At 73.0% G+C, this 24,689-nt stretch carries 19 protein-coding genes; 12 read left to right on the top strand and 7 right to left on the bottom strand.

Annotated features, from left to right (window positions below):
• Positions 1–245 precede the first annotated feature (245 nt).
• The 3 genes from ABZX90_RS20235 (at position 246) to ABZX90_RS20225 (ending at position 5,084) form a co-directional block, all read left to right on the top strand.
• Positions 246–569 carry a hypothetical protein gene (locus tag ABZX90_RS20235; RefSeq protein ID WP_355206593.1) on the top strand — a complete coding sequence of 108 codons (324 nt, stop codon included), beginning with the start codon at positions 246–248 and terminating at the stop codon, positions 567–569.
• 370 nt (positions 570–939) lie between these two features.
• Positions 940–2,751, top strand: a complete 1,812-nt coding sequence (locus ABZX90_RS20230; RefSeq protein ID WP_355206621.1) for a phosphatidylglycerol lysyltransferase domain-containing protein — start codon at positions 940–942, stop codon at positions 2,749–2,751.
• A 224-nt stretch (positions 2,752–2,975) separates the two neighbouring features.
• Positions 2,976–5,084, top strand: a complete 2,109-nt coding sequence (locus ABZX90_RS20225; RefSeq protein WP_355206590.1) for a HEAT repeat domain-containing protein — start codon at positions 2,976–2,978, stop codon at positions 5,082–5,084.
• Between the two features lie 131 nt (positions 5,085–5,215).
• On the opposite strand, the gene ABZX90_RS20220 is transcribed toward ABZX90_RS20225, so the two are convergent.
• Positions 5,216–5,794, bottom strand: a complete 579-nt coding sequence (locus tag ABZX90_RS20220) for a hypothetical protein (RefSeq protein WP_351127418.1) — start codon at positions 5,792–5,794, stop codon at positions 5,216–5,218.
• Between the two features lie 193 nt (positions 5,795–5,987).
• Here ABZX90_RS20220 and ABZX90_RS20215 point away from each other — a divergent pair, with 193 nt between their 5' ends.
• The 4 genes from ABZX90_RS20215 to ABZX90_RS20200 all read left to right on the top strand — a co-directional run bounded on the left by ABZX90_RS20215 (position 5,988) and on the right by ABZX90_RS20200 (position 10,035).
• Entirely contained in the window at positions 5,988–7,073 is a 1,086-nt protein-coding gene (locus ABZX90_RS20215) for an exo-alpha-sialidase (protein ID WP_351127420.1), read from the top strand.
• 140 nt (positions 7,074–7,213) lie between these two features.
• Positions 7,214–7,891 carry a uracil-DNA glycosylase gene (locus ABZX90_RS20210; protein WP_351127422.1) on the top strand — a complete coding sequence of 226 codons (678 nt, stop codon included), beginning with the start codon at positions 7,214–7,216 and terminating at the stop codon, positions 7,889–7,891.
• Positions 7,888–9,009, top strand: a complete 1,122-nt coding sequence (locus tag ABZX90_RS20205; protein WP_355206587.1) for a BadF/BadG/BcrA/BcrD ATPase family protein — start codon at positions 7,888–7,890, stop codon at positions 9,007–9,009. Before ABZX90_RS20210 ends, ABZX90_RS20205 begins: the two co-directional genes overlap by 4 nt.
• 105 nt (positions 9,010–9,114) lie before the next feature.
• Complete coding sequence (locus ABZX90_RS20200) at positions 9,115–10,035, top strand: hypothetical protein (protein WP_355206584.1); 921 nt, start codon at positions 9,115–9,117, stop codon at positions 10,033–10,035.
• A 161-nt stretch (positions 10,036–10,196) separates the two neighbouring features.
• Here ABZX90_RS20200 and ABZX90_RS20195 read toward each other — a convergent pair whose 3' ends face one another.
• The 3 genes from ABZX90_RS20195 to ABZX90_RS20185 form a co-directional block, all read right to left on the bottom strand.
• A complete protein-coding gene (locus tag ABZX90_RS20195; protein WP_351127549.1) occupies positions 10,197–11,243 on the bottom strand; it encodes a lactonase family protein in 1,047 nt (348 codons plus the stop codon).
• Between the two features lie 124 nt (positions 11,244–11,367).
• Positions 11,368–12,534, bottom strand: coding sequence for a nitric oxide synthase oxygenase (locus tag ABZX90_RS20190; protein ID WP_355206618.1), 1,167 nt, complete (start codon positions 12,532–12,534; stop codon positions 11,368–11,370).
• A gap of 811 nt (positions 12,535–13,345) precedes the next feature.
• Positions 13,346–14,833 carry an FUSC family protein gene (locus ABZX90_RS20185; protein ID WP_355206581.1) on the bottom strand — a complete coding sequence of 496 codons (1,488 nt, stop codon included), beginning with the start codon at positions 14,831–14,833 and terminating at the stop codon, positions 13,346–13,348.
• Between the two features lie 240 nt (positions 14,834–15,073).
• Here ABZX90_RS20185 and ABZX90_RS20180 point away from each other — a divergent pair, with 240 nt between their 5' ends.
• Both ABZX90_RS20180 and ABZX90_RS20175 read left to right on the top strand, forming a co-directional pair.
• Positions 15,074–15,550, top strand: coding sequence for an Lrp/AsnC family transcriptional regulator (locus ABZX90_RS20180; protein ID WP_351127430.1), 477 nt, complete (start codon positions 15,074–15,076; stop codon positions 15,548–15,550).
• 328 nt (positions 15,551–15,878) lie between these two features.
• The gene (locus ABZX90_RS20175; protein ID WP_355206615.1) at positions 15,879–16,457 is read left to right on the top strand and encodes a TetR/AcrR family transcriptional regulator; all 579 of its coding nucleotides are present in this window, start codon (positions 15,879–15,881) and stop codon (positions 16,455–16,457) included.
• Between the two features lie 172 nt (positions 16,458–16,629).
• On the opposite strand, the gene ABZX90_RS20170 is transcribed toward ABZX90_RS20175, so the two are convergent.
• A complete protein-coding gene (locus ABZX90_RS20170) occupies positions 16,630–17,256 on the bottom strand; it encodes a dihydrofolate reductase family protein (protein WP_355206578.1) in 627 nt (208 codons plus the stop codon).
• A gap of 134 nt (positions 17,257–17,390) precedes the next feature.
• Positions 17,391–18,455, bottom strand: coding sequence for an NAD(+)/NADH kinase (locus ABZX90_RS20165; RefSeq protein ID WP_351127434.1), 1,065 nt, complete (start codon positions 18,453–18,455; stop codon positions 17,391–17,393).
• Between the two features lie 542 nt (positions 18,456–18,997).
• Between ABZX90_RS20165 and ABZX90_RS20160 the strand changes: the two genes are divergently transcribed.
• The 3 genes from ABZX90_RS20160 (at position 18,998) to ABZX90_RS20150 (ending at position 23,701) form a co-directional block, all read left to right on the top strand.
• The gene (locus ABZX90_RS20160) at positions 18,998–19,678 is read left to right on the top strand and encodes a class I SAM-dependent methyltransferase (protein ID WP_355206575.1); all 681 of its coding nucleotides are present in this window, start codon (positions 18,998–19,000) and stop codon (positions 19,676–19,678) included.
• 119 nt (positions 19,679–19,797) lie between these two features.
• The gene (locus ABZX90_RS20155; protein ID WP_351127552.1) at positions 19,798–21,495 is read left to right on the top strand and encodes a SpoIIE family protein phosphatase; all 1,698 of its coding nucleotides are present in this window, start codon (positions 19,798–19,800) and stop codon (positions 21,493–21,495) included.
• A 643-nt stretch (positions 21,496–22,138) separates the two neighbouring features.
• Positions 22,139–23,701 (top strand): multicopper oxidase family protein, encoded by a 1,563-nt coding sequence (locus ABZX90_RS20150; RefSeq protein WP_351127438.1) that lies wholly within the window; start codon positions 22,139–22,141, stop codon positions 23,699–23,701.
• A 205-nt stretch (positions 23,702–23,906) separates the two neighbouring features.
• Here the strand turns inward: ABZX90_RS20150 and ABZX90_RS20145 are convergent, their stop codons facing one another.
• Positions 23,907–24,653 (bottom strand): SDR family oxidoreductase, encoded by a 747-nt coding sequence (locus tag ABZX90_RS20145; RefSeq protein WP_355206572.1) that lies wholly within the window; start codon positions 24,651–24,653, stop codon positions 23,907–23,909.
• Positions 24,654–24,689: the final 36 nt, after the last annotated feature.

Genomic DNA, 24,689 nt, shown 5'->3' with positions numbered 1-24,689 from the left:
TCCCACCCCCCCCCCCCCTGCCCCGCGGGCGGGCCCGGGCGCCGTGGTGTGTTAAGACAACGCGCCCCCGGCCGGGTGGGGGGGGGCCCTGCCCCCGCCCCCCCCCACGCCCGGAGTTCCCGGCCGCCGCATGGCGGGCGTCCCCCGGGGTACCCGGCGGAACACGGTCGGAGCACGGCCAGGACAGGGCGACCCTACGTACTGTAGGGTCCCGGGCGGTGAGCGTCCTACATCAGGGGGAGCGCGTGAAGGAACGTGACGCCGGGCGCGCGCGACGCGGACCGGCCTCCGTGCTGGCGCTGCTCGTGCCGAGTCTCGGGATCGCCGCGGTGGGCGTGTACCACCTGTGCGGGTTCGATCTGCACGCCCTGCACGGACGCCCGCACCTCGGCGACGGATTGACCATGGCCGGAGTGATCACGGCCCTGGTGGCCGCGGGCGCTGCACTGGGGGACCTCCTGTGGCGGGCGACCACACGCGACCGCCCGCTCGGGGACGGCGGGGAGCCGTGTCCGGGCAGACATCTCGGGAACACGGGTCCCAACCGAGGAGCCTCGGAAGGCCGTTGAGGAATCCGGCTCACCCCTGAAGGAGTTCGGCTGAAGGAGTCCGGCCGAAGAGTTCAGCCGAAGGCGTTCGGCCCGGTCGTCGCGACGGCCGCACCGCGGCCGGTCGGCACGGTTCCGCGTCCACTCCGGCCTCGCGAAGCCCGCCTCCCCAGGCTGATGTGACGCGGGCCCATGGGCCTGATTCTCACCACCTCCTTACCCGTCCACGCCGCCTCCACCTGGTGATAACCCCGCCATTCCCTACACCATGTAGTGTTCCGGCCCTCTGTCCCCCACCGGTTCCCCCGGCCTCTCCCCAAGGTGATGCTCCACGGTGTCCGTACAACAGTCAGCGCTCATCCCGGAACAGCGGACCGCCGGCTCGCGCCGGATGGCCCAGGCCGAACGAGCAGGCATCGGAATCCGGCCAAGAGCGGCCGCGTTCACGGTCTGGTACCTCCGGCTGCTCGCTCTGCTCAACATCGTCGCGGTGGTCTCGCTGCCGTTCCGCGAAGAGGTGCACGAGCACAACGGAGGCGAGTACTTCACGCCGTATCTGGCCACGGCGGGGCTGATCTCGGCGGCGCTGGCCCTGTTTCTCGCGCTGGTGATGCGGCGCCGCAAACGGGCCGCGTGGATCTTCAACCTGCTGCTGGCCGGGCCGCTCCTCGCGCTCTACACCGTGGCGCTGACCCAGGACCGCTACCAACGGCACGGCTTCAACTGGCTCTCGGTCCTGCTCACCGCTCTCTTCGTCGCCGCCCTCCTGCTCGGGCGCAGGGAGTTCCACGCCGTCGGGGACCGCTCCAATCCCCGGCTCGCGCTGGCCGTCGGCGCCGGCGGGCTGCTCGTCAGCGCCGCCCTCGGCACCCTGCTCGTCAGCGCCACCAACCGTGTGGCGGGAACGCCGCTGAGCGACCGGATCGCGTACACCCTGTTGCGCGGAATCAGTGTCGGCCCGCTCGCCGACCGCTTCGACAGCGTCGCCGCGCCCCGCTGGGTGGACATCCTGATCAACGCTCTGATCGCCGCCACCTTCCTGCTGGTGCTCTACGCGTGCTTCCGCTCCCCGCGCGGCCTCGAACTCCTCGGCGAGGAGGACGAGTCACGGCTGCGGGACCTGCTGGCCCGGCACGGGGAACGCGACTCGCTCGGCTACTTCGCGCTGCGCCGCGACAAGGCGGTCATCTGGTCCCCGAGCGGCAAGGCGGCGATCGCGTACGGCGTCGGCGGCGGCGTGACCCTCGCCTCCGGCGACCCGATCGGCGACCCTGAGGCCTGGCCCGGCGCGATCGAGGCTTGGCTGCGGGAGGCACGGCGCCACGCGTGGACACCGGCGGTGATGGGCGCGAGCGAAGAGGCCGGGACCGTCTACGCCCGGCATGGCCTGGACGCCCTGGAGCTCGGCGACGAAGCCATCGTGGACCGGTCCGACTTCACCCTGGAGGGGCGCGCCATGCGAGGCGTCCGGCAGGCGCACAAGCGGGTCCGGCGCGCCGGTCACACCGTTCGCGTCCGGCGGCACGAGGACATCCCCGACGCCGAGATGGCCGCCTTGACCCACAAGGCGGACCAGTGGCGCGACAGCGAGACCGAGCGGGGCTTCTCCATGGCGCTCGGCCGGCTGGGAGACCCGGCCGACGGACGGTGCGTGATGCTGGAGTGCCATGACAGCGAAGGGGAACCCCGGGCCGTATTGAGCTTCGTGCCCTGGGGCGAGCGCGGGCTGTCGCTGGACCTGATGCGCCGCGACCGGAACTCCGAGAACGGGCTCATGGAGTTCATGGTCATCGAACTGCTGCTGCGCGCCGAGGAGATCGGTGTCGAGCGGATCTCCCTGAACTTCGCGATGTTCCGCTCTGTCTTCGAACGCGGCACCCGGCTGGGCGCGGGCCCCGTGCTGCGCCTGTGGTGTTCGGTGCTGACGTTCCTCTCGCGGTGGTGGCAGCTCGAATCCCTGTACCGGGCCAACGCCAAGTACCGGCCAGTCTGGGAACCGCGCTACCTCCTCTTCGAGAAGAGCGCCGACCTTCCCCGCATCGGTATCGCCGCGGCCCGCGCGGAGGGCTTCCTCGCTCCGCCCGCCCTGCCCCGGTTCGCCTCCCGGCGCCGGGCACACCCGGCTCAACAGCCTCCCGGAGCACCACTCGTGGCGCCCGGGGCGCGGCATGCTCACCCCGCGTCGTCGGCGCCACGCCTCTGACCACGCCGGCAGGCGCGGTCACCCATCACGTTCGCCGGGCGCCCGGGAGGGTGTCCGGCGGCTGTTTCCGGGCTTTCCCCTCCCCCTTTCCGGGCCGTCTCGCCCGCATCGGTCCGGCCAATCGTCGTGAAGCGGCCGTTCGCGCCGTAGTTGGCTTGGTTGTCGCCATCGACTGAGGGGGCGTCGGGCGTCACTGTCAGTGCCGTGGTGCACACTCACGATCAATGGCCGTACGCCTGGGGAGGGACACCGTGTTCAGGGGGATCGACGAGGTCGACTGGGCCTCGATGGAGCATGCCTACGGAAACGCCGCGGACGTGCCGGAGCTGCTGCGGGGACTGGCCTCGCCGAGCCCCCAGGAGCGGGAGACCGCACTCGACGGAATGTACGGGGCCGTGCACCACCAGGGCGATGTGTACGACTCGACGCTGGCGTCCATCCCCTTCCTCTTCAGGCTCGTCGGTCACGTGGAACTCCCGGACCGTGGCGGGATCGTGGAGTTGCTCGCCAGCATCGGAGGATCGGACGCCGGGGACGGTTGGGGGGAGCACGACGAACAGGACGAACAAGGCGAGATCGCCGACAACGACGAGGTCGTACCCGGCCAGGACGCCGAGGACCCCGAGGACGACAACCACGCGATGGCGCGAGCCGCGGTCCGGGCGGGTGCCGCGGTCTTCCTGGGCCTCGTCCCGGACGGGGACGCGGAGGTACGCCGAGCCGTGCCGTCGGCGCTCGTACGGTTCCACGACGAACCGCCGCGCGTGCTGGCCCTGTTGAGCCGACGGCTGGAAGACGAGCCGGAGGACGGCGTCCGGCTGGCACTGGTCGAGAGCCTCGGGCTGTTCGCGCGACTGTACGCCGAGTCCGCGGCCCCGGCCGTGGACCGCCTGGCGTCGCTGTGTGCCGCCCCGCACCACCCGGGACTGCGGCTCGCGGCGCTCGGACAGCTCGCCTCATGTGCCCCCGATCGCCTGCCCGCCGACCTCGTGCCCACGGTCGTCGCGCTGCTCCACACCAGGTCACAGCACTTCCGGCCGTCCGGTGAGCCCACCCGGACGTCCACCGACACGCTCATCGGCCGACTGCGCCGTATGCGCCCCGCGGACGAGGAGGGCGCCCAGCTGCTCCGGACGCTGCACAGGGCGCTGGGCTCCCGCACCGCGGACCGGATCGCCCTGCTCAAGGGGCAGTTGAGCAGCCAGGACACGGACGACCGGTGCAACGCCGTATGGATGTCGGCGGGTCTGTTCCGCGAATGGCGTGCCGCGTACGAGGAGCCGGTCGCGTTGATCGGTGAGCAACTCGGCTCGGACGAGGAGCGGTTGCGCTGCGCCGCGGTGTATGTCCTGGAGTTCCTCTTCACCTTGGCGGCGCCGGCGGCCGACCGGCTCGCCGCGCTCGTGGAGTCGGGACCTGACTCCTGGGGGTGCGGCAGGGCGACGCTGGGCCGCCCGCTGAAGGCCCTGGCCAGGTGCGGGGACGCGCGGGCGGTACAGCCCCTCGCGGAGGTGCTGCGCCACCCGGTGGTGCCGAACGAGACCGGGTACACCATCGGGTATCTGGGCCCGGCCGCGGCGCCGCTGGCGCCGCTGCTGCGGGAGCGGCTGGCCGAGGTCCCGCTCGACGACCCGGAGACCTACGGCCGGGCCGCGCCCCTGCTGTCCGCTCTGGGCACACTGCGGTACGCCGCCGCCGTGCCGGAGATGCTGCGGCTGCTGCACGGCACCCCGCGCGAACTGCGGCTCCGGGACGCTCTGGTGAGGGCGCTGGCCGGGGCGCTCGGCGCGTTCGGGGCGGGAGCGCGTGAGGCGATACCCGCGCTGCGGGAGCTGCTGGCCGGGGAGAGTGCCACGGCGGCCGCCGACGCGCTCTGGTCCGTGGAGGGGGACGCGGAGGCGGTCCTTCCGCCGCTGTTACGGGCACTGGCCTCGGAGTCGGCCGGCGGTGACCCCCGGTCGGCGGCCGAGGCACTCGGCCGCATGGGGACATCGGCCGCACCCGCGCTTCCCGCGCTGCGTCACCTGACGGACTCCACCGAGGTGTGGGAGCGGACGGCCGCCGCGTGCGCCCTGTGGGACATCTCCCGGGATCCTGAACCCGTCCTGCCGGTGTTCCGCGCGGCCTGGCGCCAGAACCCGTACACCCGGGGCACCATCACCGCGTGCCTCGTCCGGATGGGCGGCGCCGGCGGGCCCGTGCACGACCTGGTCCGCGCGGAGATCGCCTCGCCCCGGCGACACCGGGCCCGTTCCGGCGGCCACGGCAGCCACGACGTCCTGGAGGACGAACGACTCCTGCGGGACTGCCGTGCGGCCCTGGACGCCGCATGACGACGATTCCACTCGCGCGGCCCTGGACGGCGCGTAGCGACGCCGGAGCGCGGGATCGGGGCCGCGGGGGCACCGGCGAGACGCGGGTATCAGCGAGGCGCGGGTACCGGTGAGGGCTCCGAAGCGCCCGCTCAGCTCGTCATCCGCCCCCACAGCGGTCCGATCCGCTCCCACTCCTCGTCCCAGCGCTCCATGCGCCGCCGTTCCAGGCGTCCGCGGAGGAGCCGCCCGGTGACGAAGGGGAGCCCCGCCGCGCCCACGCCCGCCAGGACGCCGACCAGAGAAGCCCGCAACCGGGCCTCCGCGACGGTGGTGGGTCTGGTGACGAGGCGGCCGTCGAGGTCGTTCCACACCATGACCGGGGTGCCCGCCGGGGTGCCCGCGTAGACCCGTACCCGGCCGGATCGGGGCGTGCCGTCCGGCCTGGTCCAGCGGACCCTCGCCCACACGACGCGATCACCCGCCCCCGTGGCGCTCGCGACCGGGGCGTCCTCGGCCAGACGGGCGGGGACGGCGTGCCACTCGGCGCGCTCCTGGGCGAGAGCGTGCTCCACGGCGCGAGCGGCCGCCAGGCCCGTGAACACACCGCCGAGCACGGTAAGTGCCCAGGCCGCGAGCATGATCCAGGCCTCCAGGACATCGCTGCGCCGCCTCAGCGGATTGCGCCGCCATCGCCACAGCCAGACCTTCGGACCACGGAATGCCGCCATCAAGGGCATCCTCCTCACCACCGCACGGACACGCCACGTCTCCCTCCCTTACGCGCCCGCTCCGCTCGATGCTCACGCCGTGCCCTTGGGCTCGTCCGCTCCCGGGAGCCAGGCGCGTCCCGGAGGTGGCTGTCAGTGGCGGGGTGCAGACTGGCCCGTAGCGCAGACACCGACGTCGCGGAGGTGGCCGGTCATGGCCGACGTACTACTCACCGTGGGCACCCGCAAGGGCCTCTTCATCGGACGACGGCGCGACGGCGCCTGGGAGTTCGACGAGAATCCGTACTTCAACGCACAGGCCGTGTACTCGGTCGCGATCGACACCCGGGGCGACCGGCCGCGGCTGCTGGCCGGAGGGGACAGTGCGCACTGGGGGCCTTCCGTCTTCCACTCCGACGACCTGGGTCTGACATGGACCGAACCGGCGCGGCCCGCGGTCAAGTTCCCCAAGGAGACGGGCGCCTCGCTGGAGCGGGTGTGGCAGTTGCACCCGGCGGCGGCCGAGCCGGACGTGGTGTACGCGGGGACGGAGCCGGCCGCGTTGTTCCGCTCGGAGGACCGGGGCGAGTCCTTCGAGCTCGTCCGTCCTCTGTGGGAACACCCCACCCGCTCGAAGTGGGTCCCGGGAGGCGGCGGTGAGGGGCTGCACACCATCCTCACCGACGAGCGCGACCCGCGAGCCGTGACGGTCGCCGTCTCCACGGCCGGAGTGTTCCGCACCGACGACGGCGGAGCGAGCTGGGAACCCGCCAACTCCGGTGTGTCCGCGGTCTTCCTGCCGGATCCGAACCCGGAGTTCGGGCAGTGTGTGCACAAGGTCGCGCGCGACTCGGCGAACCCGGACCGGCTCTATCTGCAGAATCACTGGGGTGTGTACCGCAGTGACGACGCGGGCGGGCAGTGGACCGACATCGGCGCCGGCCTGCCGTCCACGTTCGGATTCGCGGCGGCGACACATCCGCACCGCGGCGACACGGCGTACGTCTTCCCGATCAACGCGGATTCGGACCGGGTCCCGGCCGACCGGCGGTGCCGCGTCTTCCGTACGGAGGACGCCGGCAGGAGCTGGGAGCCGCTGACGGCGGGGCTGCCCTCCGAGGACCACTACGGCACGGTGCTGCGCGACGCGCTGAGCACGGACGGCGCGGACCCGGCGGGCGTGTACTTCGGCAATCGCAACGGCGAGGTGTACGCCTCGGCGGACGACGGCGACAGCTGGCAGCAGCTCGCCTCGCACCTGCCGGACGTCCTGTGCGTCCGCGCGGCCGTCGTGGGCTGAGGCTCGGGGTCTCCAACGGCCCACGATGACAGGCGCCTTGTGCCGGAGACGACCGACTTCGACGACGAATCGGTCATCCTCGGTCGCCGGCCGGGCACCGGTTTGATCTCCGCCACGGGTACGGCAGTAGGGTGACGCCCGTGGCACCACGACCGTTGCATGAGATCGTCGAACCGGGCTGGGCGAAAGCCCTGGACCCCGTGGCCGGACGGATCGCCGAGATGGGCGACTTCCTGCGCGCGGAGATCGCCGCGGGACGCACCTACCTACCGGCCGGGGCGAATGTCCTGCGGGCCTTCCAGCAGCCCTTCGACGAGGTGCGCGTCCTCATCGTCGGGCAGGACCCCTATCCGACACCGGGGCACGCGGTGGGGCTGTCGTTCTCGGTGGCCCCGGAGGTACGACCGCTGCCGCCCAGCCTGATCAACATCTTCCGCGAGCTCAACACCGACCTCGGGGCGCCCCCGCCGTCCACAGGCGACCTCACGCCATGGGCGGAACAGGGTGTGCTGTTGCTCAACAGGGCGCTCACCACGGCTCCGCGCAGCCCCGCGGCCCATCGCGGCAAGGGCTGGGAGGAAGTCACCGAGCAGGCGATACGGGCGCTGGCCGCCCGCGGCCGCCCGCTGGTTTCGATCCTGTGGGGCCGCGACGCCCGAAATCTGCGCCCCCTGCTCGGCGATCTGCCCTCGGTGGAGTCCTCGCACCCCTCGCCCATGTCGGCCGACCGCGGCTTCTTCGGCTCCCGCCCCTTCAGCCGCGCCAACGACCTGCTGACCAGGCAGGGAGCCGAGCCGGTGGACTGGCGCCTGCCGTGACGCCCGACGGCGTACGCGGCCGGCGGACGGGCGGTTCGGGCCCGTCCGTGGTGCTGGCCGTGGACTCCGGAGGTTCGGGGCTGCGCGTGGCTCTCGCCGCGCACGGGATGGCGGGCGATGCCCGCTCCCCCGTACGACAGGGGGCGGCGCCGCCCGCTCCCCCGACCCCGCTCAGTGACACCTTGAGCTCCGAGGAGCCGGTCCGTACCGGCCCGCGCGGTATCTCGGCCGGGCATCTGCTGGATCAACTGCTGCCGATGGCCCGGCGGTTGATGGCCGAGGCAGGGGCCGAGCGGCTCGGGGCCGTCACCATCGGCGCGGCGGGACTGGCCACGCTCGGTGACGAACTGCGGGCCGAGTTGCCGACGGCACTGGAGCGCGAACTCGGAGTGCGGCGGCTCGCGCTGGCCGCCGACGCGGTGACCGCGTACACGGGCGCCCTCGGCCCCCGGGCCGGCGCGGTGATCGCGGCGGGCACCGGCATGATCGCGATCGGTACCGACCTCACGACGTGGCGCCGGGCCGACGGGTGGGGCCATCTGCTCGGCGACTGCGGCGGCGGCGCGTGGATCGGCCGCGCGGGCCTGGAGGCCGCCCTGCGGGCCTTCGACGGCCGCGCGGGCGGCTCGACGGCGCTGCTGGCGCGGGCGGAGGAGATGTTCGGGCCGATGCCGGGGCTGCCGGGCCGGTTGTACCCGCGCACCGACCGGGCCGCCGTGCTCGCCTCCTTCGCCCCGGAAGTAGCCACTCACGCCGGGAGCGATCCGGTGGCGGCGGACATCCTGCGGGCCTCCGCACGGCACATGGCCGAGTCGGCCGCGGCGGCGTGCCCGCCCAACGGCGAGCCCCATCTCGCGTTCACCGGTGGCCTGTTCAAGATGGGCGCCCCGCTCCTCGTACCCCTGCGCGAGGAGTTGGCCGAGCGGCTTCCGCACGCCCGGGAGGTGCCGGCCGCGGGCGACCCGCTCGACGGCGCGCTCCGGATCGCCGCCGACTTGGCGGACGGACGGCTCGCACTGCCCCGGGACGAGCGGATGTTGTACCTGGTGGCCGAAAGGTCGTATCCGGAAATCGATGACCAGAATTCGCCGCAGGACCGACAAGTCCGTGAGTACTGATCACTTTTGATCCGTACGTAACTCATCAGACAAAAGCGGACGGATACCGCTCACCTGCACCCTCCCCGAACAGGGGAACCCAGGAAACCAGTAACATGCGACGCCATGAGCTCCCCCACTGGGCCCGCGTCCGGCCTGCCAGTACGAATGCCGCGACCCCGCCAAGCCGGGCGGCACCGCCGTCCGGAACCCCTGGCGGCTCCCGAGGGCGCGCCCGCGCTCGTCCTCGCGGTACCGGGCACTCCCAGCGCGGCCACGCGCAGCCTCGCCGAGGAGGTCGTGAGCATCGCGCGCTCCGAGCTCCCCGGCCTCGATGCCCGCATCGGTTACCTGGACGGGAACGACGAGTTCCCCACGCTGCAGTCCGTGCTGACCCACGCCGCCGAGGAGCGCACCGCGCGCTTCGAGCAGGCCCGCGCCGCCGGTTCCGACGCGGCCGCGCCCGACGGGCCGGTCGGCATCGTGGTGCCGCTGCTCGCCGGTCCGGACAACGCGCTGCTGCGCCGGGTCCGCCAGGCGGTCATGGAGAGCCGCGTCGCGGCCGAACTGACGGATGTCCTCGGCCCGCACCCGCTGCTCGCCGAGGCGCTGCACGTGCGCCTGTCCGAGGCCGGTCTGGCCCGCGCCGACCGCGCCCGGCTGTTCACCGTGGCGACCGCAGCGGACGGCATCGTGCTCGCCACCGTCGGCGGCGAGGAGGCCGTGCAGGCGGCCGGGATCACCGGCATGCTGCTCGCCGCACGGCTCGCGGTGCCGGTCATGGCGGCGGCGCTCGACGAAGAGGGCTCCATCGCGGCCATCGCCGAGCAGCTGCGCGGCTCGGGTTCGCAGCAGCTCGCGCTCGCCCCGTACCTGATCGGTCCGGAGCTCGACACGGGTCTGCTCGACGCGGCCGCCAAGGAGGCCGGCTGCAGCGCCGCCGAGGCGCTCGGCCCGTACCCGGCGATCGGCAAGCTCGCGCTGGCCCAGTACACGTCGGCGCTGGGCATCGCGCCGCCACAGACCCAGGGAGCTCCGGCCTTCTAGTCGGCCGGTACACCCGCACCACCCGCACCACCCGTACGACCAGTGGAACGAAAGGGCCCCTCCTGTGGCAGGAGGGGCCCTTCCTCATGGGCGCGAGGCGTACCCGGCGGCGCGCCGGGCGTGCCCCGCGCGAATCCCCCGGGGCAGCCGAATCGACCGGATCAGCCGAAAACCACGCAGGACGCCGCGGGCGCCTCGACCGAGCCGCCACGGCGCGGCACGCCCGTGTCCGGGTCGACGGTGAACCAGGTCACGTCGCCGGAGCGTTCGTTCGCCGCGTACAGGAAGCGGCCCGAGGGGTCGAGGGCCAGCGCGCGGGGCCAGACGCCACCGCAGGGCACCGTGGCGACCAGTCTGAGCCCCTCGCCCACCGCGTCGGGCGTGAGTACGGAGACGACGTCCTGGCCGCGGGTGGCGGTCCACACGAAGCGGCCGTCGGGCGAGACGACGATGCCCGAGGGATACGCGTCGCCGACCGGGACCCCGGACAGCACCGGAGTCTCGCCGACGGGCCGCAGCGAGCCCTCGGCGGCGTCCCAGCGGCAGACGGTGACGGTCGGGGCGAGTTCGTTGAGGACGTACGCGTGCTCGCCCCGCGGGTGGAAGGCGAGGTGGCGCGGCCCGGAGCCGGGGCGCAGGGCGATCTCGCGGTGCAGGGTGAGCGTTCCGCCGTCGAGGGCGCACACCCGGACGGAGTCCGTGCCGAGGTCGACGCTGACCGCCCAGCGGCCGGTGGGGTCGGGCTGCACCTGGTGGGCGTGCGGGCTCTGCTGCCGCGGCGTGTGCGGACCGGAACCGGTGTGCCGGAGCACGCTGGAGGCGGCCCCCGCGAGTCCGCCGCCGGGGCGGATGGGCACGACGGTGACGCTGCCGGAGCCGTAGTCGGCGGTCAGCACGTGTCCGTCGAAGACGCTGAGGTGGGTGGGGCCGCCGGCGCCGGTCCGGATCGGCGGACCGGTCAGTTCCGGCTTGTCGGCGTGCACGCGGTACGCGGCCACCGCGCCCTCGGCCGTCTCGCTGACCGCGTACAGGACGTCGCGCGCGGGCGACAGGGCGAGGTACGAGGGGTCGGGGACACCGTCGACCGCGCTCAGGACGGTCAGGGCGCCACTGCCCGGGTCCACCGCCGCGGTGAGGACGCCGAGGCCTCCCGCCGCCGTGAACGAGCCGATGAACGCCCGCTGTTGCCGCCTGCCCTCGTCCGCCACCGCTGTCCCCTCTCGGTCCCGCTTCATCGGGGGCGACGGTAGCAGTCGGGGAGCTGCGGTCTAGACCAGACCGGGTGGGAGGTCCGGCCGGCCGGACGGGAGGGCTGGAACCGGAACACCGGGGCTAGGACAGGACCGCGCCCCGCGCCCGTTCGAGGGCCTCCGGGTGGTGGACGTAGGCCGGAGTCAGCTCGACGGCCTCGAACGTGCGGTGGAAGACCGGCGTCGCGCTGCCGGAGATCGGGGGCACGATCCACGACCAGTCGGCGCCCACCGGGCGGCCCTTGCGCTCCTCGCGCCCCAGATGGGTGAGGAAGCGCCGGGACTCCGTGTGATGGTCGGTGACGGTGACGCCCGCTTGGTCGAAGGAGTGCAGGACGGAGCGGTTGAGTTCGACGAGGGCGCGGTCCTTCCAGAGGGACCGGTCGGTGCGGGTGTCGAGGCCGAGGCGGTCGGCGATGAACGGCAGGAGGTCGTAGCGGTCGGTGTCGGCGAGGTTGCGGGCGCCGATCTCCGTGCCCATGTACCAGCCGTTGAAAGGTGCGGCCGGGTAGCAGACGCCGCCGATCTCCAGGCACATGTTGGCGATCGCGGGCACCGCGTGCCAGCGCAGCCCGAGCGCGTGCCACCAGGGGTACTCCGGGTGGGTGAGCTCCACTTCGAGGACCGCGTCCTCGGGCAGGGTGAACCAGAGCGGCGCGGCGCCCGCGTCCTCGATCACCAGCGGCAGGACGTCGAAGGGTGTGCCGGGGCCGCCGGGCCAGCCGAGCCGGCGGGCGGCCGCGGTGAGGCCGGCGTTGCGCGGGTCGCCGGTCACCCCGCCGTCGGGGCGTGTGTAGCCCGCGTACCGGATGAGCTGTTCGTTCCAGATCCTGGGGCCGGGGCGCTCCGGAGTGTCCGGGGCGAAGACCGTGATGAGCGCCCGGATGCGGCCGTCGCGGGTGGCCTCCCGCAGGTGGTCCGCCGACGCCTCGGCGACCTCCCCCGCGTCCCGCACGTCCCGGCGGTCGCGCACGCTGAGCGAGTGCCAGTACAGCCGGCCGATGCAGCGGTTGGCGTTGCGCCAGGCGACCCGCGCGCCGAAGACGAGTTCCCTGGTGGTGTGCCGGTACGTGCCGGTGTCCGCGATCTCCGCACGGGCGGCGGCGATCCGCCGGGCCGGATCCCCCAGGCGCTCCTCGGTGTGGTGGAGCGTGAGGAACTCGGCCGCTGCCCGGAGAAGGTCGCGGGGGCTAGGTTCCGGGGTGCGCCGGTGCGGGGTCGAGCCCGATTCCTTCCGGGCAGGATCGATCCGCCGCGTGACGGTCCGCGCGTCCGGCGCGGTCCGGCCGGGGTCCAGGGCGGGACGGGCCAGGGCCTCGGCCGCGGCTCCCCCGGCGATCAGCCGCCCCCGCGGCCCCGGTACCGGGGTGGCGCCGCGTTCGGTGCGGAGCCGTGCCATGGCGTCGACCCGCGCGGAGAGGGTGCGGAGCTCCGCGGCGAGTTCCACGCGGTAGGCGTCGGCCGGAACGGCGGACGAGGACACGTCGTCCGTACGGCGGCCGTCCCGGGGCCGGTGCGCGTGCGGTCCACGCGACGGCGCGGGGTTCTCGTGGCGGTCGGCGGGGGCGCCGGGAGGGTACGGCTCGCGAGGCTCCGCGGCGTCCCCGCGGCGGCCGCCACGAGTTTCGTGGGCGTGCGTCGGGCCGATGGCGGCGGGGTTCGTCCCGAGGCCGTCCAGCGGGCGTCCGCGCCCCCGTTCCGGATGGTCGCCGTCGGGTTCGTCGCCCTGCCGGATCCGGTCCAGCCAGCCGCCGGGTCCCTCGCCCTCGGGGCCCGGGCGCACCACGCCCGCGGGGTCGGTGGTGCGCTCTTCGTCTGTGGTTCTGCGCGGGAAGTCGCGCATGGTGCCGCCCCCAAGAGTTCCGCCCGCGGGCCGCTCCCGCACGGTCCGCGGCGTCCGTGCGTCCGATAGCCGCGGAGTTACCCGGCGGGTGCGGTGATCCACCCTGTAGATGGCCGGTAAATCTGCCTCATTCCGGGCGCCCGTGTCCACAGACCGAGGCGGGACGCCGGGGCAGGCGGACGGAGGCCCGACGCCGGGGGAAGCGGCCCGGGAGACGTCAGGCGCCGACGAGCCGCGCGCCGCGCAGCGGGGTCGCCAGTTCGACGAGCGCCCGTTCCAGGCCGTGCAGGTGGACGAGCGCCTGCTCGGCACCGGGGTGGTGCCCCGGGGCGCCGTGGTGGGCCGTCACGGCACCGCCCGGTACGGCGCCGACCAGGGATTCCATCGCCGTCTCGACGCGTCGGCAGGCCGCTGTGAGGCGGGCGTCGTGCGAGGCGTCCGGGTCGGCTGCGACGGCGGCGAGACCCCGTACCTCGCGCGCGCAGTCGTCGAGCAGGACGAGGATCGCGCGGGCCCGCTCCTTGCGCTCCCGCATCGGGTTGAGCGGATGCACCAGGGGCGCGAGAGCCATCCGCACGCGCCCCAGGAGTGCTTCGAGCTCCCCCGCGCGCGGCGCGGGGTCCGCCTGGGCGTCGCCCGCGAGCCGCCGGGCCGCCGCCGCGGTACAGCCGTGCACGGCGTGCAGGGCGCGTTCGATCCACCGGTCGGTGACCGTGTGCGTGGTGATGGGCAGGACGAGCGCGACCGCGAGCACGGCGCCGAGCGCGCCGACCCCGGTCTCGGCGAACCGGAGAGCCAGCAGTCCCGGGTGCAGCACGCCGAGGAGCCCGTAGAGCAGGCCCGCCATGACGGTGACGAAGAACATCATCCAGCTGTACGAGGGCGCGGCCGTGTAGAAGATCCCGAAGACGCACACCGCGACGAGGGCCGCGGTGGGCGCGGGTGCGCCGTGCAGCGGTACGGCGATCACGAGCCCGGCCACGATGCCGGTGACCGTGCCGAGCACGCGCCGGAATCCGCGGACGAGCGTCTCGCCTCGCGAGGCCGTGTTGACGAAGATCCACCACGCGGTGCCGACGGCCCAGTACCAGCGGTCGTGCGAGAGCAGCTGGCCCGCCGTGAGCGCGAAGGCGCAGGCCGCGGTCGCCTGGAAGGCCTGGCGGGTGGCGGGGCGCGCCAGGCCGCGTCCGTCCAGCGGCAGCGGCGCCGCGGGCAGGGGCGTACGCCGCTCGATGCACCAGGCACCGAATCGCACGGCCGAGGAGGCCGCCAGCGACAGCGCGACGGCGGCGTACAGCTGCGGGAGCTGGCCGGGCACGGCGTGCAGGAACTGGGTGGTGAAGAACATCATGAACGCGAAGATGCCGAGCGCGTTTCCGCGCGGGCCGAAGCGGCGGGCGTAGACCCCGCAGAAGACCACGGCGAGCCAGGTCGCGTCCCGCAGCGTCGGCACCCCGTGCAGGGCGGTCGCGACCGCGAGGACCGGAAGACCTACGACCGGCAGCAGGGCGGTGGTGCCCGCCTGACCGCGAACGGTCGGGTCGCCGACCGTGAACAGCGCGAGGAGCGCCGCCAGACCGCCGGTGATCGACGCCTGCAGCGAGAGCCCGACCAGTTCGCACAGGGTGACCGCGAGGCCGATCCCGAGGACCGCCCGCAGCGAGACCCGCAACCGGAACAGTCCCGGATCCGGAGCCATGAACATCTTCTTCACCGTCGGCGGCCCGCCCCTACTTCGCGCTTCTGCACAGATTCGGCATGTGCAGCGCACATGCGAAAGGCGCCGCGGGTCCGGTACGGCGTCCTTGCCGTCCGGCGCTGCGCAGCGCCATCGATACGCACAAGGTAAGCGGCAGCCTGGAACTGGCTCAACCGGCGCGATTTCGGCAGGGCCATTGGTACAGTTAGAGAAGAGCATTTTCGGCCACAGGGAGGCCAACGGACCATGGCCGTCGACGAGCTCGACACCCGCATCCTGCGGCTGCTTCTGGAGCAGCCGCGCACCAGCGTCCGCGAGTACGCCCGCATTCTCGGTGTCGCCCGCGGCACGCTTCAGGCCCGCCTCGACCGGCTGGAGCGGGACGGAGTGATCACCGGGACGGGCCCCTCGCTGTCCCCCGCGGCCCTCGGCCACCCCGTGCTCGCGTTCGTGCACATCGAGGTCACCCAGGGCCATCTCGACGACGTCGGCGACGCGCTCGCCGCCGTACCGGAGATCATCGAGGCGTTCTCGATCACCGGCGGCGGCGATCTGATCACCCGGGTCGCGGCGCGTGACAACGCCCACCTGGAGGATGTGATCCAGTCGCTGATCAGCCTGCCCGGCGTGGTCCGCACCAGGACCGAGGTGACCTTGCGCGAGCGCGTCCCGCACCGGTTGCTGCCGCTGGTGGAGTCGATCGGGCGGGCCGCGCGGAACTGACCGCGCGACCGCGACCATGCGCCGCATCGCCGTCCCGTACGCGACCTACGGGGAATCCGGAAGTCCACGGCCGGAAATCCGCCGGGTGCGCGAGAATGCCTCGGCGACAGCTTCCGGCCCCTGCGCGCGGAGCGGGTCAGCCACTGAAGCGGGCTCTGCGCGGACAGCTGTGAACCACCTGCGGACCTGGCGGACGGTCGTCCGGTCGGCGAGGGCGGTCCGGCCGTGGCCCGGGAGCAGTCCGGCCGTCGTTCCGGAAGGAGATCGCGTGCATCCCGACAAGGAGGCACCTGCGGGCTCGGGCGCGCCCGCGGGTCAGGACGGACCTCTGCGCGCGGACGCGCAGCGCAATCGCGAGCGCATCCTGGCGGTGGCCCTGGCGGAGCTGACCCGCTCGGCGGACACCCCGGTGAGCGCGATCGCGAAGAAGGCGGGGGTCGGGCAGGGGACCTTCTACCGCAACTTCCCCCATCGCGAGGCCCTCGTTCTGGAGGTCTACCGCTACGAGGTGCGGCAGGTCGCCGACGCGGCGCCGCGCCTGCTCGCCGCCCGGGCACCGGATCAGGCGCTGCGGGAGTGGATGGACCGTCTCGCGCAGTACGCCATGGCCAAGGCGGGCCTGGCGGAAGCGCTGCGGACGGCCACCACGACCGCGCGGGGGACGCTCACGAAGCTGGGCCGCGGGCCCATCGGTTCGGCCGTCGCGCTCCTGCTGAAGTCCAACGAGGAGGCGGGCACCATACGGCCGGGGGTGACCCCCGACGACTTCATGCTCGCCGTCGCCGGGCTCTGGGGGCTCGACCCGCACGGGGACTGGAGGTCGCGCGCCCGGCGTCTGCTGGACCTGGTGATGGACGGCCTGCGCGTGGGCGCGCCCGGACCGGGCTCGCCCACGCGGAAGGGCTGAGCCCTCGCTCGGGGGGCGAGCTCGGGACCACCGGTCGGGCCCGCCCCCGGCCGGTCGGCGACGGAACGGCGGGGCTTGTGGGCCGGTCGGCGACGGAGCGGCGGGCCGGTCGGCGTCGGAGCGGCGGGCCTGCGGGGCGGTCAGCGACGGAGCGGCGGGCCTTGTGGTGCGGTCAGCGTCGGACCAGCAGGGCGTGCGTGGCACTCGGCGATCCGACCAGCTCGGCGACCCGGTAGCCGTCGATCCCGTCCCCGAGGTTGTCGAACAGACGCTCACCCCGGCCCAGCAGTCGCGGGACGATGGCCAGGTGCAGTTCGTCGATCAGCCCGGCGCGCAGGTACTGCTGAACGGTGGCCGGTCCGCCGCCGATCCGGACGTCCTTTCCCGCCGCCGCCTCGAAGGCCCGGGCTCGGACCGTCTCGATGGGCTCGTCGGTGAAATGGAAGGCCGTCCCGCCCTCCATGACCACCGAGGGCCGCAGGTGGTGCGTGTGCACGAACACGTCGTTGTGGTACGGAGGGTTGGGGCCCCACCAGCCCGTCCACGACTCGTCCTCCCACGGTCCGCGCTGGGGCCCGAACATATTGCGGCCCATGATGGTGGCGCCGATGTTCTCCTCGCCGCGCGCCACGTGGTCGACGTCGATTCCCCCCTTCCCGTCGGCCAGGTCGCGCATCGCGGCGAACATCCATTCGTGCATCCCCTCGAAGCCCTCGCCGAGCGGGTGTTCCAGACGCTGACGGGGCCCGGCGGCGCCGTCCACCGAGACCGTGATGTTGTGTACGCGCAGCTTGGGCATGACCGTGCTCCTCGGATACGTGGTTTCCCGCTCTCACCCGTGCGTCGAACGGGACCCACCCGGATCGACAGCTCGACAGCTTCTCCCGGGCATCCCGAAATCCCGCGCGGCCCGCGCCGTCGGCGGCCCCGTCGTCAGCGAGCCGCCGAAGGGGGCGGCAGGCGGAGTTCGGCGAGGTCCGGCGGGATGGGGGTGTCGGGGCGGAAGAACGGGGCGGCCTCCCCGTCGGCCGCCGTGGCCGGTGCGTCGGTGAGGCGGAAGCGGTCGCGCAGCCGGCCGTAGAAGTCGGTGGGGTGCAGACGGATCAGGCGCACCCGTTGCGGAGCCCGGAAGACACCGATCCAGTCGCCGGGGTCGAGTACACCGCGCAGCTGGCCGTCGATGCTGACGGCGGCCTGGCCCGAATGGGGCAGCACCCGCAGGGCGACGGGTTCGTCCGGCGCGGCGACCACGCTGCGGTTGAAGGTCATGTGCGGCGCGATCGGCGTGAAGACGACCGCGTCCATGTGCGGGGAGAGCACGGGACCGCCGGCGGCGAAGCTGTAGGCGGTCGATCCGGTGGGGGTGGCGACGGCGAACGCGTCCGCCGCGTAGGAGGCCAGCCGCCGTCCGGCGATGTAGACGCCCACGCTGACCTGGCGGTCCCGGGCCAGTTTCTCCAGGACGACGTCGTTCAGGGCCGTGACATCCAGGGCCACTCCCCAGCCGTCACCCTCCGTCGTCGCGGACCTCACCTGCGGGGGCGGCAGCGCGGGACCCCGTCCGTAGCGGAGGAGTGCCTCCATGCCCTCCGGGATCTCCAGAGCCCGGGAGGCGCGCATGGTCAGCGTCATGCGTTCCTCGACGGCGGCATGGCCGTCGTGGACCGCCTGCAACGCCCGCGTGACGTCGGCCGCCGGAACCTCGGTGAGGAACCCGACCTTCCCGAGGTCGACGCCCAGCACGGTCGCGTCGCTCTTGACGGCGATCCGGGCACCGCGCAGGAAGGTGCCGTCGCCGCCGAGGGTCACGACGAGGTCCGGGTTCCCGGCCGCCTCCGCTTCAGCCCGCCCGCCGCGGCGCTGCTGGTCCTTGGCCCAGACATCGATCTCGGTGCACCGGATGCCTCGCGCGTCGCACCAGGCGTGCACGGCGCGGGCGACGTCGCGGGCCGCCGTCCGCCCCTGGTGGATCACCAGTCCGACGCGGTGTACGGGCACAGCAACCTCCGGGTCCACATGAGGACGTACCGCAGGCCCGGGCCTGCGGCGGGCGGACCGTGGGGTCCCTCCGAACTCGGGCCCGGGGCTGAACACGATCCTTCCACGAATACGACATTCCGGTACGGGTGAGGCGGGCCGCGACCCGGGATCGAGAACGGGGGCACGTCACCGTCCGGACGCCAACTCCGCCAGGCGAACGCCGACTTCGCCATGTACTCGATCACGGGGGCGCATTGTCGTCACGGCCCGCTCCGGCCACCCTGCGGCCGGACGGATTCCGGTCGTGTCGTCGCCGCCCGGGTCCGAGCAACACCCTTGCCCAGAAGGCGAGTTCGGGCGCCAGGGACGGCCGGACGCCGGAGTGGGGGCCGTCCCGCCGGCCGAGCAATTTCGGACACTCGGGCATCTCGACGAACGCTGAACGACTATCGTCTCGAATTGACGTCTCCTGAGCGACCGATAAGGCTCAGAGGTCCCTTCACGGCCACTTTCGTCCGAATTGTGAAATAATCCGATGGGCCCCATGAAAGGTTTCTTTCGTGATCAACAGCAATCACAAGACTGATTACGAGAGCATCCTGCTCGACCGGCGCGGTCAGGCCGAGGCGTTCGACGCCATCGGCGACCGCTACGACGAGGCCTTTCCGCACAAGGAGGGCCAGGTCGCCGCGGGCGCGTGGCTGATCGCATCCCTGCCCGAGGGATCGCGCGTCCTGGATCTCGGCTGTGGCACGGGGGTGCCGACCTCGCGCCAGATGACGGACGCCGGCTTCGAGGTCGTGGGCGTCGATCTTTCCGGCGGCATGGTCGAGCTCGCGAGGGCCTACGTCCCCGACGCGACGTTCCATCAGCTGGACCTCGCCGACCTGCGGCCGGGGGGCCCGAGCGACCTCGGCCGCTTCGACGCGGTCGCCGCCTTCTTCTCCCTGCTCATGCTGCCGCGCGAGGAGATCCCTCTCGCCCTGCTGACAGTCCGTCATCTCCTCGTTCCCGGCGGCCTGTTCGTCCTGTCGATGGTCGAGGCCGACGTGGACGACTTCGCGATCCCGTTCCTCGGGAACACGATCAGGGTCTCCGGCTATCTGCGGGAGGACCTGCACAAGGTCATCGAGGCGGCGGGCTTCGAGATCGTCGAGGAGACCTCGTACACGTACGCCCCCGCGGTTGCCGACGTCCCGCCCGAGGAACAGGTGTTCCTCTGCTGCCGACGGTGTGACTGAGGAGGCCCGGTCCTGGCCGCGGACCGCGCCACCCACTGGACGGGACAGAACGCGTGACCGAACACCACACCCCTCACGAGGGCACCGCACCGCCGCAGGGACTCGCCTCACCTGCCGCGATGACCGACGGCGGCGTGCCGCAGACCGACCGCCTTCGGTATCTCGACGTGGCGACCCGACGGATCGCCCGCGGGATGGACCTGGACGAGACGCTCCGGGAACTGCGGCAGGCCGCCGTGCCGGACTTCGCGGACGCGATCTTCATCCACCTCGACGATCCGCTGCCGGTGGGCACGGAACAGTCGGCCGCGCCCGTCGTCCTGCAACTGCACAGCGTCGACCGGGCTTCCCCGCGGACGCCGCACACCAACGGGTCCCCGCCACCGCCCGCGCTCCCCGAGGTCGCCGAGCGGGTGGAACCGGCCGGCGGCGGGCGGCTCGCGGAGCTGCTGCGGGACGGGCGTCCCGCGTTCGGTGACGCCCCGGGCAACGCGCCCGCCGTCGCCGAACTCCTCGGAGCGGGGGCGGACCCGCCGGGGACGCTGCCGCCGGGCCACCGAGTGATCATCGCCCCCTTGCACGGCAGCCATCACGTCATGGGCACGGTCGTCCTGCTCCGGAGAACGGACCGCCCCGTCTTCACCAGCGACGACCTGCTCGTCGCCTCGCAGCTCGCCACGCACACCGCGCTCGGGGTCCAGAAGGCGGTGATGTACGGCCACGAGGCCGCCGTGGCGGACACGCTCCAGCACACCATGCTCCCGTCGTCGCTGCCCGAACCCACCGGCATCCGGCTGGCCAGCCGCTACCTGCCCGCCTCGAAGACCGCCCAGGTCGGCGGTGACTGGTACGACGCGATCCCGCTCCCGGGCAACCGCGTGGCGCTGATCGTCGGCGACGTGATGGGCCATTCCATGACCTCGGCCGCGATCATGGGCCAGCTGCGCACCATCGTGCAGACCCTCGCCGGTCTCGATCTGCCGCCCGACGAGGTCCTGCACCACCTCGACGAGCAGGCCCAGCGGCTGGGCAGCGACCACATCGCGACCTGCCTCTACGCGATCTACGACCCGATATCGCACCGCCTGCTGATGGCGAACGCCGGTCACCCGCCCGCGGTGCTGCTGCACGAGGACGGCCGCGCCGAGGTCCTGGGGGTCCCGCCGGGGGCCCCGATCGGCGTCGGCGGTGTCGTCTTCGAGTCGGTGGAGATGGCCGCGCCCACGGGAGCGACCCTGGTGCTGTACACCGACGGACTCGTCGAGTCCCGCGACACGGACATCGGAAGCGGCGTCGAGGCGCTGCGGGTCCGGCTCCAGAGCACCGCACGGGGACTCACCTCTCTCGAGGTGCTCTGCGATCACGTGCTGGGCACCCTGACCCCGGGCGCCCGGGACGACGACATCGCCCTGCTCACCGCCCGGTTCGAGGGCTTCCCGCCGGACAGCGTCGGCTACTGGTACCTGGCCCCGCACCCGATGACCGCGGGACAGGCGCGCCGGCTGACCCGCAGGGCCCTGCGCCGCTGGGGTCTCGAGTCCCTGATCGACCCGACCGAACTCATGGTCAGCGAGGTCGTGACGAATGCCGTGCGCTTCGCCTCGCGGCCCCTCTCGCTGCGGCTGCTGCGCACCGATGTGCTCCGCTGCGAGGTGACCGACGACTCGCCCCAGGTGCCCAGGATGCGACAGGCCGACCCCGGGGACGAGGGCGGCCGCGGCCTGTTCCTGGTCAACCAACTCGCCCTGCGCTGGGGCGCGACGAGACTGAGCAGCGGCAAGGTCGTCTGGTTCGAGCAGAAGATCCCGGCGAGGTAGCCGCTCCCCGGGGCGGAAATCGAGGTCGCCCGGCGACGCCGCCGCCTTCGAGGGCATATATACCCATACAGGGTATAGTGGGCGTCTCCAGCTCGCAGGAAGTGCGGACGCCCGTGATGACGGTACGAGAGCTGCCCCGGGCCCAGTTCGACGGCGCCGCCCGCCGGGTGCGCGGCCTGCTGGTCCTGCTGTGCTCCCTGGTCACCGTGCTGCTCCACCACGAGCTCCCCGAGCCGACCGTCACCATGGTTTCGCTGGCCGCACCGCACGGAATGCCGGGATCTCTCTCCGTTCCCGGCGCCCACTCCCCCACGGGCTCACCGGCAACCGGCACTTCGGCGCACTGTCCCGGCAGGGCCGCGTCCCCCTCCTGCGGCCATGCGACTCTGCGCGCCCGCCGGCATCCGCGCCGTACGGCCCACTGCCCCTCCCGAGTCGGCAGCCCCGTCGTTCCCGTCGCCGGTCGGGACGCTCGCGAGCGTGGACATCGCACACCCCGTGAAGCGTGCGCCACCCGGCCTGTCTCCCCTCTCTCCACCGCGCACATAGGCCGCGTCCGACGGCTTCCGGTGTCCAGCGACGCCGGCAAGCCGTGTCCGGACCCTCCCGAAAGGCCTGTCGCGCATCGAGAAGTGGACTTTTCGTGAACAGCATCAACCGTCGCTCCGTCCTCGCCGGACTGGGAGCGGCGGCAGGCACCGGCCTGCTCGCCGCCTGCAGCAACGACGCCTCCACCAGCCCCTCCCTCCTCAGCCCTTCCGGTTCCCAGGTCGCCCGCGCGGAGAGGAAGCGGAGCGGTACGGGCACGGTTCACCAGGTCAACCTGACCGCCGCGCCCGCCACGCTCGACCTGGGCGGCGGAATCATGGCCAAGTCCTGGGCCTTCAGCGGCCAGGCACCCGGCAAGGAGATCCGTGTCGCCGCCGGCGACACGCTCGCCGCCGAGCTGTCCAACCAACTGCCCGGCAGCACCACGACGTCCATCCACTGGCACGGCATCGCGCTGCGCGCCGACATGGACGGCGTACCGCCGGTCACGCAGACCCCGGTACGGGCCGGATCCAACTTCACGTACCGCTTCATCACCGACACACCCGGCACCTACTACTTCCACCCGCACGTGGGTGTCCAGATCGACCGCGGCCTGTACGCCCCGCTGATCGTCGAGGACCCCAAGGAGACGCTGTCGTACGACGACGAATGGGTCGTCGTCCTCGACGACTGGCTCGACGGCGTCACCGGCACGCCCGACAAAGCCTTCGCCGCGCTCAGGCCGGACATGGGCGGTATGGACATGAGCGGCTCAGGCCCGGAGGCGACGACGGCCTCACCGTCCTCGTCCGCCGCCTCCCGGCACGCCATGGCGACGAGGTTCAGGCTCGCGGACGCCACCAGCCGGCTGCTCGGCGGCGACGCCGGGGACGTGAAGTACCCGTACCACCTGGTCAACGGGCGAGTGCCGACCGACCCGGCCGTCCACACCGGCAAGCCTGGCGGGCGTGTGCGCCTGCGGATCATCAACGCGGGCAGCGACACCGCCTACCGGGTGGCCCTCGGCGGCCACAGACTGACCATCACCCACACCGACGGTTTCCCCGTCGAGCACCAGCAGGTCGACGCGCTGCTGATCGGCATGGGCGAGCGGTACGACGTCCTGGTCACCCTCGGCGACGGCGTCTTCCCGCTCGTCGCGGTCGCCGAGGGCAAGGACGCCGCCGGCCTGGCTCTGATGCGCACCGGATCGGGGAGCACGCCGGATCCGACCGTACGGCCGGGCGAACTGGACGGTCTGATGGTGACCGCCGCGCAACTGCGCGCTCGCGACGACGTACGACTGGACGCGAAGGAGCCCGACCGGGTTCACCGCATCAGACTGACCGGCAGCATGGACAGGTACGACTGGGCCGTCGATGGCACGCCGTTCGACATGGCCCATCCGACCGCGAACCCGCTGCTCGTCGAGGAGGGCCAGCGTGTCCGGCTCGACTTCATCAACACCACGGGCATGTGGCACCCGATGCACCTGCACGGCCACACGTACCAGCTCGGCAGCACCGGTCCGCGCAAGGACACCACGATCGTGCTGCCCAAGACGAAGGTGTCCGTCGACTTCGACGCCGACAACCCGGGCCAGTGGATGCTGCACTGCCACAACGCCTACCACAGCGAGGCCGGGATGATGGCGCTCGTGGCCTACGGAGCCTGAGCCCCCGGCTCCCGGTCCGGGGCGGAACCCAGGAGTCCCGCCCCGGACCGTACGCCAGACTGTGTCATCGCGGTCGCCAGGCCTCGGGCAGGGGCATGCCGCGTACACCCGGCGCACGAACAGCGCGCGCGGCGCTGTCTGTTCGGAAGCGCCCTCCCCGACCCGGGCGGACCGTCCCGGCGCGGGAGGCCGTGCCGCGTCCGCCCTATCGCCCGGCGTTCCTCTCGCGCAGCCAGGTCTCGAACTCGACGGCGACGATCCGCTCGTCGTGCACACCGGCCGCGTCGTCGGACGCCAGCCAGACGATGGGCGGGCCCATCACGGAGGGCTCCAGGAACGCCCGGCCCTCTGTAACGGCCTCCGGCGGCAGCATCCCCGTGACGGTCGGGCCTCCCGGAAGCAGGAGGTTGACCGTGACGCCCCGGTCCCGCAGGTCGGCGGCCATGATCCGGGAGAGGGACTCGCTGCCGGCACGCGAGGGCCCGTAGGGGACGAACCCGGCCCGGTGCATCGTCGTTTCGCTCACCGCGATGTTGACGACACGACCGCCACCGGCGGTGGCCAGCATGCGCGGCACGACCTCCCGCGCGACCAGGAAGTAGCCGGTCAGGTTGGTCTCGATCACGGCACGGAAGGCGTCGACGGGCACGTCCCAGAAGCCCTGAGGGCGTGTCATGAAGTGCGGGTCGACCGTACGCATGCCGATGCCGGCGTTGTTCACCAGCATGTCGATGCCGCCGAGCCGCGCCTCCGCCCGGTCGACCGCCCCGGCCACCGAGGACTCGTCCCGCACGTCCAGCTCGATGCCGATCGCACCCGGCAGTCCGGCGGCGACCGAGCTCGCCCGCCGACCGGATCGCCCGGTCAGCGCGACCGTCGCCCCGGCCTCGGCCAGGGCGGAGGCCATGGCCAGTCCCAGCCCGCTCGTCCCACCGGTCACCAACACCTTCATGGGGCTCCTCCCGCTCGGGGTACGACCGGCCCATGG

Origin of the sequence: Streptomyces sp. NPDC002935, from assembly GCF_040611295.1 — a bacterium.
Taxonomy (GTDB): domain Bacteria; phylum Actinomycetota; class Actinomycetes; order Streptomycetales; family Streptomycetaceae; genus Streptomyces.
Note: the sequence above shows the minus strand (reverse complement) of the source record. Positions and strands in the feature narration are given on the sequence as shown.